This window comes from Paraburkholderia guartelaensis (assembly GCF_004353905.1).
Taxonomy (GTDB): domain Bacteria; phylum Pseudomonadota; class Gammaproteobacteria; order Burkholderiales; family Burkholderiaceae; genus Paraburkholderia; species Paraburkholderia guartelaensis.
In genome coordinates this window covers 38,942-55,475 of the sequence record NZ_SMOD01000039.1, presented here as the reverse complement: position 1 = coordinate 55,475, position 16,534 = coordinate 38,942, and the positions used below count along the sequence as shown (strand labels likewise).

The following is a 16,534-nucleotide window of genomic DNA, read 5'->3' as shown; positions in this document are numbered from 1 at the left end:
GCATGAGCCTTGCCGAAATCGACCGCGCCCTGCGCGAACTGCGCCTGTCCGGCATCAGCGCGACACTGGAAACCCGGGTGCTGCAAGCCCAGGCCAGCCAGCAGCCATTCCTTGAAACCTTCTCCATGATTCTGCAGGACGAGCTCGATCGACGACAGTCCCGGCTTCTCGAACGACGCTTCCAGCAGTCCGGCCTGGACGAGCGCAAAACCCTGAGCGACTTCGACTGGTCCTTCAATCCGAAAGTCCCCCGGCAGGCCTGCTTCGAGCTACACACGCTGAAGTTCGTCGCCGACAGCGACAACGCGCTGCTGATCGGCAAACCCGGCACCGGCAAAAGTCATATCGCCAAGGCTATCGCCTACAACGCCACCCTGCAGGGAATGAAGGTGCGATACGTCGAGTCCGACACCGTGTTCGCCGGCTATGCCGTGGAAACACGTGCCGATCAGGACCGGCTGCTCAAGGCCCTGGTCGAGCCCGAACTCCTCGTGCTTGACGATCTGTTCCTCGCCAAACGCATTCCCGATGCCGCGGCCGAATTGCTGCAGACACTGGTCCATCAACGCTACAAGCAACGTCGCAGCATCCTCGTCACGTCCAACCGTGTCGTCCAGGACTGGGGGCGCTACCTTCGCGACAGCACCATGGCCTCGACGATCCTTGATCGTCTGCTGCATCGCTCCAAACTCCTCGAGTTTGAAGGCAAGAGCTATCGACTCCGGGAAGCTGCTGCCAGGCTTGCCGTCACTGAGGAATCCGACGCATAATCCGCTCGTCCTGCCTGGGGGAATTTAGCCGCCCACAAGTGGAGGAGTTTGAACTGCCCATCGGGGGCTAAACAGCCATGACTTTCTCTTAGGGAAACACTTCCCTAAGAGAAATTATCGACACCCGATAGTTATTGAAGGTTCGCCTCCGACGTGCAAGCAATAGTCCCTGTTTCCACGGTTAGAATCCGTGGAGCGCGTCCCGCAACCTTCCATAATTTGGAGTACTTTCCTCTTGCTGTTTTGTCGTTTTGAGGAGAGTCATCATGCCAACGCACTCACGCGTCAGACCCGGCCACATCCTTGCGCAACGGTGGTTTTCCAATGCAGGCTTGGGGGCGTATGCGGATTCATACTGCCGATATCTGACCGAACGTGGATATCGGCAGGTAACTGTCGAGAGCTATTTCCGGAGTGTCGCGCACTTCGTGCACTGGATATCGCGTCAGGGAATTGGCCTGCGTGAACTCAGCGGACCATTGATTGATCGATTTCTCTACGACCATCTTCCGCACTGCCATTGCGCGGGCAAATGCAAAAGAACGGGAGCCGACATGCATGCCGCATTGATGCGTTTCTTGGAGATGCCGGATGTCACCCATGCACAGCCAGTTTCGAATGCGTCGGTGTTCATCGCACAAGAGCTTGCCGATTTCGATCACCACTTGATGGAAGTTTGCGGGCTCGCCGATAGCACCCGAAGTGCACGGAAGCTACATGTCGGAGAATTTCTCGTTGATCGGTTTGGTACCCGCAAGGTCGACATTTCCAGGCTCAAGCCGGATGATGTCTCCCGCTTTGTCCTGCACCGCACACGTGGCCTCGCACCCGGTACTATCAGGGGCGTGAGCAATTCGCTGCGCCGCTATTTCCGATTCAAGGCCAGTCACGGCATCCCAACTACAGCGCTCATCGCCGCATTGCCGCGTGTACCTTCATGGCGGCTCGCAGGGTTGCCCGATGTGCTATCGGCTGTGGAGATCAGGCAACTGCTCAGTGCCTTTGACCACAACAATCCAACCGGCATGCGCGACTATGCCATTACACGTTGTTTGCTGGACCTCGGCTTGCGACGCACAGAAGTCGCTCACCTGTGCCTTGGTGACATCGACTGGCGTGCTGGGACCTTGAATTTGCACAGTAAGGGCGGTCGAATTGACATCGTGCCGTTGCCTCAACAAACCGGCGAAGCAATCGCCAGGTACCTGCGGGACGGTCGACCTCAAACGACGCGGCGCGAGGTTTTTGTACGCCATCGTCCACCGCTCAATACTGAAGCCAATCTGGACATCGTGAGAAATGCGGTGCGCTACGCTGCGGAACGTTGCGGACTTCAGCAACGCGTGCGCGGGACGCACATCTTCCGGTACACGATGGCATGTCGGATGACGCAAGTCGGCACCCCATTCAAAGAGATCGCCGACGTACTGCGTCACCGCTGCCTCGACACGACGTCCATTTATGCGAAGCTGGATGTTCCATCGCTTCGGCGGGTGGCGCTGCCCTGGCCGGGGAGGCTCTCATGAGCCGCCCAAATTCGTTCATGACGTGGGTCAACGACTACCTCGCGATTCGCCGTCAGGCGGGCTATGCGCTCAAGGCGGAAGGCGGAGTGCTTCGTGACTTCGCCCGATTTGCCGAGCGGATCGGCTATCAGGGGGCGCTGACCAGACAGCTTGCCGTTCGATGGGCCAGTAGTTCTCCCGGTGGTCGGCGGTTGACGGCAGCACGGAGAATCGAGGTGTTACGGCCGTTCGCCAGATACTGTCAGCAATTCGATCCCGCAACGGAGGTTCCTCCTCGATCGCTGTTGGGTCCGGCCCGTCGTCGATTGGCGCCGCATATCTTTAGTGTCACTGAAATCATTGAGCTAATGGCGGCCTGCGATGGTCTTTACCCGCCAGGTGGCTTGCGCGGCTCAAGCTGCGCGACCATATTCGGATTGATGGCGTCGACAGGCCTGCGAATCTCGGAAGCGACGGCGCTGACCCGCTCGGATGTCGATCTTACGCATCAGCTACTTTATATTCGGCACGCGAAGCTGGGTAAATCACGATGGGTCCCGGTGCACCACACTACGGCTCGCGCGCTGCAGCGCTATGCGAACACGCGTGACCTCGAACATCTCGCCGGGAACAGCGAGGCATTTTTCGTTTTTGACTATGGGCGTCCTGCCTCCACACGAAGCGTCGAGTATGCCTTTCATGTTCTCCGTGACACATTGAAGTGGCAACCTCGCGGCGACCATGGCCGGCTCCGCCTGCATGACCTAAGACATTCGTTCGTCTGCCACAGGCTAGAGGACTGGTACGCACGTGGACTGGACGTAGATCGAAGCATTCTTGCCTTGTCGACCTACCTTGGGCACGTCAAAGTCACCGACACCTACTGGTATGAGACAGCCACCCCGGAACTGCTAGCCATCGCAGCCCAACGCTTCGTGAGCTGCCAGCGAGGTACATCATGAGCAAGTCCTCCATACAACCGTTTCCAGTGCTACTGCAGAAATTCTTTACGCAGCGCCTGCAACAGCAGAGACACGTAAGCCCCCGGACTGTGACGGCCTACCGCGACAGCTTCCGCTTGCTGTTAGCCTTTGCATACCAACGTCTGCACAAGCGTCCCTCCGATCTTGCTATAGAAGATCTGACAGCTTCATTCATTCTCGAGTTTCTCCGCCATCTCGAACAGGATCGCCATAATTGCATTCGGAGCCGCAACGCGAGGTTTGCCGCCATACGGTCGTTTATGGAATATGTTTCGTTCGAGGAGCCGTCAGTGCTGGCAATCGCGCGATCCGTATTGGCAATTCCGATGAAGCGGTTCGAGAAACCTCTTGTCGGATTTCTGGTGCGTGAGCATATTGAAGCGATTGTCGCCGCTCCTGACACGGGAACGTGGACGGGTCAACGTGACCACATCATGCTCGTAACGCTGTACAACACCGGCGCGCGTGTTTCCGAGCTCCTTGAGATGCGTGTATCCGATCTCGTTTTCGGTCCGATCGCATGGGTACGCATTCATGGCAAGGGCCGAAAGGAGCGTTCTGTGCCGCTGTGGCCAGACACGGCCAGAGAACTGAAGCGCTGGTTGAAGCAATATCCGCGGAACCCACACGAACCGCTTTTCCCTGGTCGGTCCGGCGCTCCGCTAACGCGAGTCGGGTTTGCCGAACGGCTGAACCTCGCAGTCGAGGAGGCATCGAGGAAATTTCCTGAACTTGCGCTACGCCATGTCCATCCGCATCTTGTTCGGCACTCCGTAGCGATGCACATGCTGCAATCCGGCGTAGATATTACCGTCATCGCGCTATGGCTCGGTCACGAAAGCCCAGTCACAACCCATCGATATGTTGAAGCCGATCTTGGAATGAAGGAACGGGCGCTAAAATCCCTCCAGGCGCCTTCGCGAAAGCCGATACGATATCGCCCCGAAGACGATGTGCTTCGCTTCCTGCAGACCCTGTAGTTATGGAAACCAGATCGACTGGACACGCTTTTGACGTGCCGATCTGTCAATCGACGGTCCCGCGTTTGCGGGACCGTGCAGACGTCTGGTCTCCTTCGGTCGCGTAGCCGGACGAACCTTCGATAACTATCGAGTGTCGATAATTTCTCGAAGTGGCAAACGGTCTGATGTCACGTTCGCAAACATTATTATCGATGGGAGCGCAACCATCGGTGACGTAGCGGCTCAGATATTGCCACTGGTTGCGTGTATAGGCGATTGCCTTGCCGAGCAGACTCTGGGGCAGTACCTTGAGCGCCAGTTCGTCGAGCCACGCCTTGAAGGCCTCGAGCACCGGCACGCTATGCTTTTGCCGCAAGCCATATGTGTAATCAGCGCGCGTCTGGCCATCAGGCAGTTCGCCCTTGGCGAGCGCCTCGACACGGTACAGGGCCTGGAAGTATTCGAGCGCTTTCGCCACACGAGCGTTAGGTATCTTCTGTTTGCCGGAGTCCGTTTTTTTCTCGGCCGCCTTGTCCGCCTTGACGAACAGCCTCCGGGCGTGCGCGACGCATCCGAAGTGCGTGGCCTTTTTGAGCGTGCGCCAGGCGCTGTAGCCGTCGCTCATCAGCATGCCGCTGTAGTCGCCGAGAAACTTCTTCGGATGTTCCTGGCCGCGCCCCGGCTGGTAGTCGAACAGCACAACGGGTTCGGCGCAGCCTTCGGCGCTGCGGTACACCCATGCATAGCTTTTGCTCTGGGCGGACCTGCCGGGCTCCTTGAGCACCTGAACCGTCGTTTCGTCACCGTGGATCAACGGCTGCGACAGCAACGTCTTGTGCAGCGCGTCGTACAGGCGGCGGTAGTGCAGTTCGCTGGGGCGGATGATCCAGTGAGCGAGCGTGCCGCGACTCACCGGAATCTGCCAGCGTGCGAGCGCGTCCTGCATCCGGTACAACGGCATGCCGTCGACGTACTTTGCGGTCGTGACCGTCGCGATCACCGACGCGTCCGCATGGCTGCCCGGAATCGGCTGCACCGGCATCGGCGCAAGCACGATCCGTGTATGTTCGGCGTGACACTCACAGTGCCGGCAGGCCCACTTGGAGCGCACGTTCTGCCGGACCGTCCACTTGACCTCGACGTGCAGTTGCTCGCTGATGTCCTCGCCGATGCGATGCATCGGGTTGCCACAGTCCACGCATGCCCTCTGGTCTTCGGGCAGGTCGTATTCGACAGGTTCACGCTTCAGGTAGGCCGGCAGAGGCTTGCGGCCGCCCTTGCGCCGTTCGGGCTCGCTGTTTTGGGGCAGGCCGGTGTCGGGCAGCGCTGGCTGTGCACCCTCGTCGTCTTCATTGGAGGGGGCGGTCTGGGCGATCTGCTCGGCCTCGTCGAACACGCGATCCTTGCGTTTCTCGCTCTGCGGTGCGAAGCGCTCTGCCTGCAGCAGCCGGATCTGTTCCTCGAGCTGCTCGATGCGCTGGTTCAGCTCCTCGATCTGTGCGTCGCGCTGGGCAATATCCTGTGTCGCGCGCTCTTCGAGATCGCGGATATAGCCCTTGACGACCTTGGGTATGTGCTTGAGATCAGGAGGATTCATGCGCTCCAGGATAGCGGAGCGCGGCGCGCCGTAGGTTTACGTCAATTTGTAAAAGTCGCAGCCGCCGTTGTTTACGCGCGACGTGCCTTGCCGGGCGGGCTAGCTGGCGTGCTGGTAACGACGCACCGGGTGGCGGCGAAGCGCGTCGATGTCGATGCCGTCGAGCAACCAGTGAAGCTGCTGCGTTGTCAGCTCGATCACCTCCTGATGCCGCCTGGGCCACACGAAATGGTCTTCTTCAAGCCGGCGCAACATCAGCCAGAAACCGGTGCGCTCGTACAGCAGGAGCTTGACGCGATCGCGTTTGCGGTTGTGGAACGCATACACGGCACGGGCGAGCGGGTCCAGCTGCATTGACTCCGCGACCAGGGCAGCAAGGGTATTGATGCCGGCGCGGAAGTCAATCGGCTCGCGGTACAGGTAGACTTTCAGGTCGTCGTCGAAGCGGAACATCAGCTCCCCCTCAACGCGTCAATCATCGTCTTGAGCAGCGCGCAATCCTGCCCGGTGCACTCGAGTTCAAGGCTCACCCCGTTGGGCAGCTGCGCCACCAGGCGCGAGGGCAGCGGTGATCGCTGTGGCGCGTGGCTCCGCATCGGCGCCGCCGGTGCATCAGGTTCTGGCTGCGGCGGCATCTGCGAAGCCGCCCAGCTGTTATCGCTGATCGCCACCACCGGTACGAATGCCGTGGGCAGAGCCTTCGAGTCACATGGGGCGGCGGCGCCCTTCAGGAGCGCCTCGTAATTCTTGATCCAGCGGCGCAACTGGTTGGCGTTCACGCCCGCCTTCAGCGCCATACCCGCGATCGACACACCCGGCTTCAGGCAGGCTTCAATCAGCCTCTGTTTGTCACGCTTGTCGAAAGTCCGCTTGCCTTCGACACCAACGTTGGTCGCACGCAAGGGCAAAAAATCTGCGCAGTTCTCGTCCATGAAGGGTGTGTCCATTAAAAAACCGTGGACACATCCTGCGCTGTTTTCAGATCAGGATCTATGTGAGGAGAAACTGCCGCTTACGGTATTTCCGCGGCGATTGTGCTCGTTGTGCTGCGCCTGGCACAAGGGATGGCTGTGGGAGGAGAGTGGGGCGGTGCTGTGCTGATTGCGACTGAACACGCACCCCAGAAATGGAGAACGCTCCTTGCATCAGCGCCGCAATATGGCAGCCCTGTTGGGCTGATTCTCGCGACGGTCGCATTCAAGCTTGTTAATGCGCTTCCCAAAAGCGACTTCATGTCGTGGGGGTGGCGGATCCCATTTTTATTCAGTGGTGTGCTGGTGCTGGTCGCTTACCTCATCCGCCGCGGTGTTGGTGAAAGTCCAGAACTGGAAATCAGGAAGGCTGCTGGATCGATCAGTGACATCGCGCCCTTTCATCGTGTGCTTCAATCCTACAAGCGCGCTCTGGTTCTTGGCATCTGCTTTTGCATGCTGGGAATATCCGGGTTCTATTTTATAACTACCTTGATGATGTCCTTTGCGACGACGTATCTGCATGTAGAAAAGGGCGACATGCTGAACGTCATTACCTGGGTAGGTGTTGTGGAGCTCATTAGTTTCCCGATCGGTTCCTATCTGGCCAATAAATTCGGGGAGAGGAAATTTCTCCTGGTAGTAACCGCTGGCGCATTTGCGTGGTCGTTTCCGATGGTGCATCTGATCACCTCCGGCTCCATTCCGTTGATTGCGATCGGGATACTTTGTACCACGGGATTGATCGGCGGCTATTATGCGGTACTTTCTTCGTATCTACCTCGAGCATTTCCAGTCGAAGTCCGCTACACCGGCATATCACTAAGTTTTCAACTGTGTGGTGCGATATTTGGTGGCACCACGCCGTTAATCGGGCTGTGGGTTGCGAGTAGCTTTGGTGTCGCGTTCATTCCGCTCGGGACCATGTTCGCGATCATTTCCGGGGTGACCTTCATCGCTACCGTGGCGCTTCCGGTGTCTCCTGAGGAGTCCTTCGTCAAGGTTCCCGATAACTTCGAAGATTCTGCTGCTGTCGGTGTTCCTAGATGAGGTAGCGCGACATGTCAGCTTGCTGGATAGAGTTGAAGCTGTGGGTTGACAGTAAAGTTCGCTCCGTATATTTTTCTACTGTCCAATTTTCTCGACCGGTCCAGCGTAAGAGGTTGTCGGGCTTTTCATGCTTGACACCTCCGCATATTTGGAAGGGCTGTTTATCGGAGCAGGGCTTTTCACTTCGGTCGGTGCCCCAAGGATACACTCGTAATGGCGTTGTTGCGTAAATCAGGCGTAGAGACAACATGACCTCTGTGCTTTCAATCTCAGGCGATACGGACGGACTGCGGGCAAGCGAGGGCTACCATGCGGTTGAGGACACCTGCACGAATCGACACCTCGGTTGCCTGCGAGCCGGTCTGCCGCGCCCACCGTGTCGACGCAGTCATTGTGAAGACACTCGAGAGCGTGCCTGCAGGCGCGACTCACTGGAGTACGCGCACGATGGCGCGCGAGATGAATCTGTCGCAGACGGCGGTGACACGGATCTGGCGTGCCTTTGGCTTGCCGCCACATCGTCAGGAGACTTTCAAGCTCTCCGGTGATCCGCTGTTCGTCGAGAAGGTGCGTGATATCGTGGGACTGTACCTGGATCCTCCGCTCAAGGCGATGGTGTTGTGTGTGGACGAGAAGAGCCAGATCCAGGCTCTGGACCGTACGCAACCGATGCTGCCGCTGGCACCCGGTATCCCGGAGCGGCGCACCCACGACTACATGCGTCTCGGCACGACTACGTTATTCGCAGCACTGGACATCGTCACTGGCGAAGTGATCGGCGAGATGCACCGGCGCCATCGCAGTGGCGAATTCCTGGGCTTTCTGCGCACCATTGACGCGAGTGTGCCGGCCCAACTGGATGTGCATCTGGTGATGGACAACTATGGCACGCACAAGACACCCTCAATCAAGGCGTGGTTCGCCCGTCATCCCCGTTTCCAGGTCCATTTCACGCCGACCTCGGCGTCGTGGCTCAATCAGGTCGAACGCTGGTTCGCCACGCTTACCGAACGATACCTTCGTCGTGGCACGCATCGTTCAACGCGCCAGCTCGAGGATGCGATCCGGCATTACCTCGATGTGTACAACGCCAATCCCCAACCGTTCACCTGGAGCAAGTCAGCCGACGAGATCCTGGCCAGTCTCGAACGTTTCTGCGGTCGCGTTCAGCAGGCTGCCGGATGAGAGCTATGAAAATCAATACCGATGCCATCGACGAAGCCGCACTGGCACTCCTTTACCTGACGCTGCACGATCGCTTCCGCGCGTGGAAGGGCCTCGACTGGGACGTGCTGAACCGGCTCTACGAAAAAGGCTTTATCTGCGACCCAGTCAACAAGACGAAATCGGTGGTCTTTACCGACGACGGGCTACGCGAGTCTGAACGGCTTTTCAAGCAACATTTCACCGTCCCGGATCAAGATTGTCAATAAAGCAACGAACTTCTAACTCACCACACTAGTACGACATCCCGTAAATAGCTTGATTAAATAATTGTCTTGGCTATCATTTCGAGATGAGCCAAGGTCGTCATGCAACGCCAGTGAAGTTGGCGAAGAAAGAACGAGAAGAACTGCTGTCGCTGATCGAGCGGAAGACCGCGACTCAGCGAGATGTGATGCGGGCGCGCATCGCGCTGTGGGCGCACGAAGGACATGCGAATACGGTGATTGCTCGAGAACTGCGTGTGTCGGTGCAGACGGTCTGCGCGTGGCGCAAGCGCATCGCACAGCATGGTGCGCAGGGCCTGCGCGAGGGTGAGCGTAGCGGTCGTCCGCCACGCATCACGCAAGAAACGCGACTGCAGTTGATTGCGTTGGCATGTGAAGCACACGAACCCGAAGGACGGGTTACGCCGACACTGGACGAGATAGTGGAGCGCGCGATCGAGCGTGGCATTGTCGAACAGATCAGCCGCAGCCATGTGCAGCGCATTCTGCAGGCTGGCGACGTTCGACCGCACCGGGTCCAGCAATGGCTACACAGTCCCGACCCGGCCTTTCGCGAGAAGGTCAATGTGATTTGCAAGCTGTACCGCAAGGCGCCCAAAAACGCGGTGGTGCTCAGCATCGACGAGAAGACGGGCATTCAAGCCATCGAGCGCAAGCACCCGGGTCGCGCGCCGGCACCGGGACGGCTGCGTCGTCGGGAGTTTGAATATATCCGGCACGGCACTCAGGCGCTGATTGCCGCGCTTGATGTGCATACCGGTCAGGTGCTGGCAGACTGCCGCGAGCGGCGCACCCAGGGCGACCTGGTCGCCTTCATGGAGCGCGTGGCGGCTGCGCACGCGGGCAAACAGGTGCACGTGATTTGGGACAACCTCAATACGCATCGCGCTCAGGCCGTCTGGCAGGCGTTCAACGAGCGGCATGATCAGCGGTTTCACTTCCACTTCACCCCGCTGCACGCGAGCTGGGTCAATCAGATCGAACTGTGGTTTGCCCGCTATACGCGTCGGGTGCTACGCCATGCCAGTCATACCAGCACCGCGCACCTGCGCGAGCGCACCGAGCAGTTTATGCACGAGCATAATCAGGCAGCACGCCCCTTCAAATGGACTTTCCGGACCTATCCGTTGCAAACGGGCACATCGTAATCGAGAGACAGACATGCCAGCCATCTCCACTAAGCATTACGCGACTGAACTTCAGCGTCAACTGCGCAGCTTGCTCGGCCATGAGCAGATCGTCACACAAGCCTACGGGCGGCACCTGCTGATCAAACGTCTCGATGGTGAGGAACCAACTGTTGTGGCGCGCCTTACCGAGCTCGGCCGCAGTCGCTATAGTGCCGCCTTTCGCAGCCACACCGGCCGGTGGGAACCGCTGCCGGGCACAGGCTCACTCGACGAGATGGCCGAGGTCGTCGTCACGCTCCTACAGCCTTATTTGCAGCCCGATAATTATTAAAGCTATTTGAGGGATGTTGTACTAGCGTCTCGCGGGCACTGGTGAAACTTCAGAAGGTCGGCGGTGTGTTGACCCACAATACTCGCGTTGTCACATCTGTGTCATTGACGTAACGATGACCGAGTTCGGAATCGAAATAGAACGAATCTCCGGTCTCGACCACATGGGTGGAATCCTCGACGAGCAACTTGAGTCTGCCTTCAAGAACGAAGCCAAACTCCTGGCCCTTGTGCGAGATCTTTTCGTCGCTGCCGCCTTTAGGCGCAATGACATGAATGCTGGCTTGAAGCAGAAATTCCGGCCCCGATGGAACGAGCATTTCGAGCGTTACCCGGTTGCCGGTGCGCCGGTGGCCAGTCGGTAGGATACCGCGCTGATGCTTCCGGACAATGTAGACGTTGGAGTCCCCCTTCTCGGCCGAAGCAAACAGGGCGCTTATGTTGATTCCCAATACCTGAACGATTCGGTGCAAGGTCGCGAACGAGGGCTGAGATACGTCATTTTCGACTTTCGACAGATAGCCTTCGGTCACGCCGGCTTTGCTGGCGACTTCCTTCAGGCTCATGCCCATGAGCATGCGGGTGTGTTTCAACCGGACGCCAACCTTGACCGGCATCTCGTCACTCATGGCGCTCTCCTGAAGTTCGCTCTCATCTCGGGTTCGTCTCACGCGGTCAGTCGTTCCGACTCTGTGTTGGAGGTAAGGGGGGCGGATCGCAGATCCTGTCCCTTGGGCGCTCAAAAACGTTCCTCCGCGACAGACGTATTCCCCATATGAAAGATTCTGTCCCAAGAGAAACGGAAAGTCTAGACTACTTGCAGGGCGCGACACAGTTTAGGGCAAGTGATCTTCCTAGTGGGAATTTATATTTCCTTCGCATAGTATCCCAAAAACGGATAGCAGAAACATCGAGTCGATTTCCTACGGGCTGACTATGCAAGAAACCTCTGATGAATTGCGAAACTGGCGCGTCCGGATACTGGCGCTTGCCGCCAAGGCTGAAGCCGTGGTCTTCATCGCTGTCGGGGTCCTTTTCGCATACCGGAGTGCGAAAGCGTGGATCGTGGCCGAATTTCTTTCGGCACATCTCCGGTGACATTTGTACGCGCAAGGCCATGGTCCGGTTTGGATTACTCCGACGCATCCGACATATGCGGTGCACGGGAGCGGGTAAACACTCATGTTTTTTTCCCTTCAGGAAAGTATCTTTCCTGAAAAGAAGTACAATTTCCCGTTTACTCACTGCTCCAGGTGAGCCAACGGCGCAGTGCGTGGAAGCGCGCCTCGAGCCAATTTTTCCCGTGAGATCAGCCATATGAACCACAGTCAGATTCGCCAACAGTTTCCCATCTTTGCTCGAGACACCCTCGGAACGATCTTTTTCGACGGCGCGGCCGGGACCCAGGTGACGCAGCGGGTCATCGACAAAATGGCGGACGCCATGATCGATGGCAACGCAAATCTCGGAGGGTACTTCCCGACTTCGGTGAAGGCGATGCGAAAGGTCGCGAACGCGCGCGAGGCCTTCAAGGACTTCTTCAACGCTCGCGACGCGCGCGAGGTGGTTTTCGGGCAGAACATGACAACGCTCACGTTCGCATTCTCGCGAGCGATTACGCGCACGCTCCAGGCTGGCGATGAGATCGTTCTGACGCGGATGGATCACGATGCCAACGTTTCTCCGTGGCTGCTTTCCGCCAGGGACCACGGGCTGGTCATTCGGTGGATCGACTTCGATCCGAAGACGTGCGAGTACGACCTTTCGAATCTGGACGAGATCATTACGCCGCGCACCAAGGTGCTGGCGATCAACTACGCCAGCAACATCACCGGCACGATCAACGATATCGCGGCACCTATCCGTCGGGCCAAGGAGGTTGGTGCGCTCGTATACGTTGATGCTGTCCAGTACGCGCCCCACGGTGTGATCGATGTTCAGGAACTCGGATGCGATTTCCTCGTGTGCTCGGCTTACAAGTTCTATGGACCGCACATCGGAATCCTCTGGGGTCGCCAGGAGCTACTTGAGCAACTGGAGTTTTACAAGGTGCGGCCGGCAAGCAATGCCGCTCCTGACAAGTTCGAAACGGGCACAAAGTCGCGAGAAACAATCGCTGGCGCACTCGCCGCGATCGAACACTTCGAATGGCTCGGAGAGACGTTTGGAGACGCGGCGGCGTCGTCGTCGCGTCGCGACAAGATCGTCGCGGGTATGGCGTTCACCAAACATTACGAAGATGAACTTGTGGCGCGCGCGATCGAAGGGTTGAGCGCTTTTAGGGGCTTGACCATTCACGGCATCACCGCCAAGGACCGTCTGGACCGCCGCGTTCCGACGATTTCGTTCAGTGTGGCGGGCGCCGATCCCGCGAAGGTCGCACAGAGCCTCGCCGAGGTGAACGTCAACGTTTGGCCTGGACACAGTTACGGGTTCGAGCCGGTCGAGCGTCTCGGCCTCACCAACAAGGGTGGCGTCGTGCGAGTGAGCTTTGCCCAATACAACACCAGCGACGAAGTCGAGGTGTTCCTCGATCACATGCGCAGGATCCTTGCGTAATCGTGTGTGCCAGCCGTTGCACACGCGATGGCTGGCGAAAGTTCCACGCAGATATCTAACGGACACCTGTCAAAATGCAGAGCCCCCAATTCTCTCAATCGGCCGAGGACTGGAAAGCACTCGCCGGTCGCATCAAGTTCCCGACGCAGGCATTCATTGACGGCAAGTTCGTCAACGCGATTTCCGGCGAAACGTTCGACTCGGTCAATCCGGCAACAGGAGCCGTTCTGGCCTCGATTGCTTCGTGCGACACGCACGATGTTGACCGCGCCGTCGAAGCCGCTCGCGAGGCCTTCAATCGTGGAGTATGGTCCCGAGTTGCGCCGGCAGAACGCAAGCGGGTTCTCTTGCGCTTGAGTCAACTGATTCTGGAGCATCGCGATGAACTCGCGGTGCTGGAATCTCTTGACATGGGCAAACTGGTCGTCGACGCCGCGACTCTTGATGTACCCGGGTCGGCAGAAGTTTTCCAGTGGTTCGCCGAGGCTCTTGACAAGGTCTATGACGAGGTCGCTCCGACCGGCGACGGCACGCTCGTCACTATCCGTCGCGAGGCGGTCGGCGTGGTTGGCGCCGTGGTGCCCTGGAATTTTCCGCTAAAGATGGCGGCATGGAAATGTGCACCCGCGCTGGCTGCCGGGAACAGCGTCATTCTCAAGCCAGCAGAGCAGTCACCCCTGACGGCGCTGAAGCTCGCCGAGCTGGCCGCCCAGGCTGGCGTGCCTGCGGGCGTGTTCAACGTCCTGCCGGGGTTTGGTCAGACCGCTGGCCGGGCAATCGGATTGCATCCAGACATCGATTGCGTTGCTTTTACGGGTTCGACCGAAGTTGGAAAGCTGTTCCTGGGCTATTCTGGAAGCTCGAACATGAAGCAGGTCTGGCTCGAGTGCGGTGGCAAGAGTCCTCTGCTTGTTTTTGAAGATTGCGCCGACGTGAAAGCGGCCGCCCGGGCAGCTGCGCAGGGAATCTTCTTCAATCAGGGAGAGGTGTGTTCCGCAACTTCGCGCGTGCTGGTTCAGCGTAGCGTCAAGGCGCAGTTTGTTGCCGCTCTGCTGGAGGCGGCTGATAGTTACCGTCCCGGTGATCCGCTGGATCCGGCATCGACGATGGGGGCGATGGTCGACGAAGAGCAGACTCAAAGGGTCTTGCGCTATATCGGCATCGGGAAAAATCAAAACCGCCTGTTGACGGGTGGGGAACGCTGCACGGAATCGAACAATGGGTGCTTCCTGTTCCCGACGATCTTTGACGATGTGAAGCCGTCAGATACGCTCGCCCAGGAGGAAGTATTCGGCCCCGTTCTCGGTCTGATCGAATTCGAGACGGAAGAGGAGGCTATCCGTATTGCGAACGATTCGATCTATGGGCTCGGTGCATCTGTATGGACTGACAATCTGAAGCGGGCCCACCGTGTCGCGGCGCTTCTGCGCGCTGGCACCGTATCCGTGAATGCAGTCGATCAGGTTAGTGTCATGACGCCCTTCGGCGGGTTCAAGCAGTCGGGGATCGGTCGAGATCTGTCGTTGCATGCCTTCGACAAGTACACGGCTCTGAAGACGACGTGGTTCGACCTGAAATCCTGACGAACTGATGTTGCCTCATCTGGGCTTCCATTGTGCCAGATGAGGTAACGACTTGAATCGGACGATTTACGCATGAATTCCCTTCCGAAAATCAATCTGGAGCGGCTCCAGGCAACCATCGACACGATGGCGGGAATCGGCGCCAAGGACAACGGTGGATGCTGCCGCATCTCCTTGACGGATGAAGACAAGCTCGGTCGGGACCAGTTTGTCACATGGTGCCGCGAGGCGGGCTGCAGCGTGCATGTGGATGCCTTCGGAAACATTTTCGCGATTCGGGCAGGCAGTCGCCTCGATAGTTCGGTGGTGCTGACGGGCAGTCATCTGGATACACAGCCCAATGGAGGCCGCCTGGATGGAATCTACGGCGTACTTGCCGGACTTGAGGTGATTCGTACGCTCAATGACCACAACATTTGCACTGAGCGGGCAATCGCGGTGGTGAACTGGACGAACGAGGAGGGCGCACGATTCTCCCCTGGCCTGACCGGTTCGAGCGGGTATGCGGGCGACCTCGATCTTTCGTTTGCCCGAGCCATCGTCGCTCCGGATGGCGCACGGTTTGGTGATGAACTGGCCCGAATTGGCTACGCGGGAACGTTTTCGCGTCGTGCACTCGACCCGATCGCGTATGTCGAATTGCATATAGAGCAAGGGCCGGTTCTGGAGCAATACGAACGCACTATCGGCGTCGTAGAGGGAGTGCAGGGAGTTCGGTGGTATGACGTTGAATTGCAAGGTAGTGATCGGCACGCGGGGACCACGCCGATGGCAGCCCGACAGGATAGCTTCATGGCACTCGCGCGAATCACGCAGAGTATGCGTCAAGAAGTGCTGTCGATCGACCCAGAAATCCGATTTACCGTCGGGCGTGTTTCTGTAAAGCCGGGTTCGCCGAACACTGTCCCAGGGTTCTCGTCCTTCTCGATAGACCTGCGTCACCAGAGTGCAGGCCTGCTGGATCGAATCGAAAACGTGCTGGCTGCAAAGGCACACGTCATCGGCGTCGAAGAGGGCGTAGAGACGACTATGCGCAGGACGATGGTCGTACCTCCTATTGAATTTGATACCTGCATCGTTGAGACGGTTGCGGCTATAACCCAAAGCGTAGGTTATCCGGCGATGCGAATGACCAGCGGGGCGATGCACGACGCTTGTCGATTGTCAAAGGTAGCGCCGACAGGAATGATCTTTGTGCCTTCCCGATTGGGAATAAGTCATCACGAAGATGAGTGGACCGCACCAGATGACCTCGCGGCGGGCGCAAATGTGCTGCTCCGGACGCTTGTCTCCCTGGCCGATCAAAGTGTGAATCAGCGAGGCGCCACGGCGCCGGAAGACGACCGCAACGTGCCTTCGCAGTCTCTGGGGCACTGAGTCGCACGAAACGGACTATGATTTCGTGGAGTATTTAATTCGTATTCCTATTTGATATGAAAGAGGGCTGGTTTTGAGAGTCATGTGAAAAGTGATTTGTCTTAAAAGAAAGGGTAAGTCCGAGTAGGAAAGTGTCTTGACATCAACAAATTGACCACCGACACTTGCGTTGCCTGAATTACAGCGTCTGTCGACTGAGTAGGGGTCGACGCGTTGCCGGACCCTGTTGAGGCACAGCTTTTATGGACGCTGATGCTTTCCTGATC

General features: G+C 58.1%; 14 protein-coding genes and 3 pseudogenes. 12 read left to right on the top strand and 5 right to left on the bottom strand.

Annotated elements, in window-relative coordinates:
- The first annotated feature begins 2 nt into the window (after window positions 1–2).
- The 4 genes from istB to E1N52_RS34230 all read left to right on the top strand — a co-directional run bounded on the left by istB (window position 3) and on the right by E1N52_RS34230 (window position 4,238).
- Window positions 3–770 carry an IS21-like element helper ATPase IstB gene (gene istB / locus E1N52_RS34245; protein ID WP_042293351.1) on the top strand — a complete coding sequence of 256 codons (768 nt, stop codon included), beginning with the start codon at window positions 3–5 and terminating at the stop codon, window positions 768–770.
- Window positions 771–1,036: 266 nt separating this feature from the next.
- Window positions 1,037–2,296, top strand: a complete 1,260-nt coding sequence (locus E1N52_RS34240) for a tyrosine-type recombinase/integrase (RefSeq protein ID WP_133188206.1) — start codon at window positions 1,037–1,039, stop codon at window positions 2,294–2,296.
- Window positions 2,293–3,237, top strand: a complete 945-nt coding sequence (locus E1N52_RS34235; RefSeq protein WP_133188204.1) for a tyrosine-type recombinase/integrase — start codon at window positions 2,293–2,295, stop codon at window positions 3,235–3,237. The genes E1N52_RS34240 and E1N52_RS34235 overlap by 4 nt, the downstream gene beginning before the upstream one ends.
- Window positions 3,234–4,238 (top strand): tyrosine-type recombinase/integrase, encoded by a 1,005-nt coding sequence (locus E1N52_RS34230; RefSeq protein WP_133188202.1) that lies wholly within the window; start codon window positions 3,234–3,236, stop codon window positions 4,236–4,238. Before E1N52_RS34235 ends, E1N52_RS34230 begins: the two co-directional genes overlap by 4 nt.
- Before the next feature lie 97 nt (window positions 4,239–4,335).
- Here the strand turns inward: E1N52_RS34230 and tnpC are convergent.
- The 3 genes and pseudogenes from tnpC to tnpA form a co-directional block, all read right to left on the bottom strand.
- Window positions 4,336–5,817 (bottom strand): annotated as a pseudogene (gene tnpC / locus E1N52_RS34225) (IS66 family transposase); the annotation flags it as partial.
- Between the two features lie 99 nt (window positions 5,818–5,916).
- Window positions 5,917–6,270 (bottom strand): IS66 family insertion sequence element accessory protein TnpB, encoded by a 354-nt coding sequence (gene tnpB / locus E1N52_RS34220; RefSeq protein WP_133188200.1) that lies wholly within the window; start codon window positions 6,268–6,270, stop codon window positions 5,917–5,919.
- A complete protein-coding gene (tnpA, locus tag E1N52_RS34215) occupies window positions 6,270–6,749 on the bottom strand; it encodes an IS66-like element accessory protein TnpA (protein ID WP_133188198.1) in 480 nt (159 codons plus the stop codon). The genes tnpB and tnpA overlap by 1 nt, the downstream gene beginning before the upstream one ends.
- 102 nt (window positions 6,750–6,851) lie before the next feature.
- On the opposite strand from tnpA, the gene E1N52_RS34210 reads away from it, so the two are divergent.
- Window positions 6,852–7,838 (top strand): MFS transporter, encoded by a 987-nt coding sequence (locus E1N52_RS34210; RefSeq protein WP_246089328.1) that lies wholly within the window; start codon window positions 6,852–6,854, stop codon window positions 7,836–7,838.
- 269 nt (window positions 7,839–8,107) lie between these two features.
- Here the strand turns inward: E1N52_RS34210 and E1N52_RS34205 are convergent.
- Window positions 8,108–8,218: pseudogene (locus E1N52_RS34205) on the bottom strand (IS5/IS1182 family transposase); the annotation flags it as partial.
- Between E1N52_RS34205 and E1N52_RS34200 the strand changes: the two are divergent.
- The 4 genes and pseudogenes from E1N52_RS34200 to E1N52_RS34185 form a co-directional block, all read left to right on the top strand.
- Window positions 8,214–9,023 (top strand): annotated as a pseudogene (locus tag E1N52_RS34200) (IS630 family transposase); the annotation flags it as partial. The pseudogenes E1N52_RS34205 and E1N52_RS34200 sit on opposite strands and share 5 nt — an antisense overlap.
- A gap of 5 nt (window positions 9,024–9,028) precedes the next feature.
- A complete protein-coding gene (locus E1N52_RS34195; RefSeq protein ID WP_133188196.1) occupies window positions 9,029–9,271 on the top strand; it encodes a DUF6429 family protein in 243 nt (80 codons plus the stop codon).
- Between the two features lie 83 nt (window positions 9,272–9,354).
- Window positions 9,355–10,437: an IS630 family transposase gene (locus E1N52_RS34190; protein WP_133188194.1), complete on the top strand. Its 1,083-nt coding sequence runs from the start codon at window positions 9,355–9,357 to the stop codon at window positions 10,435–10,437.
- Window positions 10,438–10,450: 13 nt separating this feature from the next.
- Window positions 10,451–10,750, top strand: coding sequence for a hypothetical protein (locus E1N52_RS34185; protein ID WP_133188192.1), 300 nt, complete (start codon window positions 10,451–10,453; stop codon window positions 10,748–10,750).
- 49 nt (window positions 10,751–10,799) lie between these two features.
- Here the strand turns inward: E1N52_RS34185 and E1N52_RS34180 are convergent, their stop codons facing one another.
- Window positions 10,800–11,378, bottom strand: coding sequence for a cupin domain-containing protein (locus tag E1N52_RS34180; RefSeq protein ID WP_133188190.1), 579 nt, complete (start codon window positions 11,376–11,378; stop codon window positions 10,800–10,802).
- A 688-nt stretch (window positions 11,379–12,066) separates the two neighbouring features.
- On the opposite strand from E1N52_RS34180, the gene E1N52_RS34175 reads away from it, so the two are divergent.
- The 3 genes from E1N52_RS34175 (at window position 12,067) to E1N52_RS34165 (ending at window position 16,268) form a co-directional block, all read left to right on the top strand.
- Window positions 12,067–13,308, top strand: coding sequence for a cysteine desulfurase-like protein (locus E1N52_RS34175; protein ID WP_133188188.1), 1,242 nt, complete (start codon window positions 12,067–12,069; stop codon window positions 13,306–13,308).
- Window positions 13,309–13,382: 74 nt separating this feature from the next.
- Entirely contained in the window at window positions 13,383–14,891 is a 1,509-nt protein-coding gene (locus tag E1N52_RS34170; protein WP_133188186.1) for an aldehyde dehydrogenase, read from the top strand.
- A gap of 72 nt (window positions 14,892–14,963) precedes the next feature.
- Window positions 14,964–16,268, top strand: a complete 1,305-nt coding sequence (locus E1N52_RS34165) for a M20 family metallo-hydrolase (protein ID WP_133188184.1) — start codon at window positions 14,964–14,966, stop codon at window positions 16,266–16,268.
- Window positions 16,269–16,534 lie beyond the last annotated feature (266 nt).

Coding starts and splice junctions, on each gene's coding strand:
- istB (WP_042293351.1), top strand. CDS start 3: ATGAGCCTTGCCGAAATCGACCGCGCCCTGCGCGAACTGCGCCTGTCC.
- E1N52_RS34240 (WP_133188206.1), top strand. CDS start 1,037: ATGCCAACGCACTCACGCGTCAGACCCGGCCACATCCTTGCGCAACGG.
- E1N52_RS34235 (WP_133188204.1), top strand. CDS start 2,293: ATGAGCCGCCCAAATTCGTTCATGACGTGGGTCAACGACTACCTCGCG.
- E1N52_RS34230 (WP_133188202.1), top strand. CDS start 3,234: ATGAGCAAGTCCTCCATACAACCGTTTCCAGTGCTACTGCAGAAATTC.
- tnpB (WP_133188200.1), bottom strand. CDS start 6,270: ATGTTCCGCTTCGACGACGACCTGAAAGTCTACCTGTACCGCGAGCCG.
- tnpA (WP_133188198.1), bottom strand. CDS start 6,749: ATGGACGAGAACTGCGCAGATTTTTTGCCCTTGCGTGCGACCAACGTT.
- E1N52_RS34195 (WP_133188196.1), top strand. CDS start 9,029: ATGAAAATCAATACCGATGCCATCGACGAAGCCGCACTGGCACTCCTT.
- E1N52_RS34190 (WP_133188194.1), top strand. CDS start 9,355: ATGAGCCAAGGTCGTCATGCAACGCCAGTGAAGTTGGCGAAGAAAGAA.
- E1N52_RS34185 (WP_133188192.1), top strand. CDS start 10,451: ATGCCAGCCATCTCCACTAAGCATTACGCGACTGAACTTCAGCGTCAA.
- E1N52_RS34180 (WP_133188190.1), bottom strand. CDS start 11,378: ATGAGTGACGAGATGCCGGTCAAGGTTGGCGTCCGGTTGAAACACACC.
- E1N52_RS34175 (WP_133188188.1), top strand. CDS start 12,067: ATGAACCACAGTCAGATTCGCCAACAGTTTCCCATCTTTGCTCGAGAC.
- E1N52_RS34170 (WP_133188186.1), top strand. CDS start 13,383: ATGCAGAGCCCCCAATTCTCTCAATCGGCCGAGGACTGGAAAGCACTC.
- E1N52_RS34165 (WP_133188184.1), top strand. CDS start 14,964: ATGAATTCCCTTCCGAAAATCAATCTGGAGCGGCTCCAGGCAACCATC.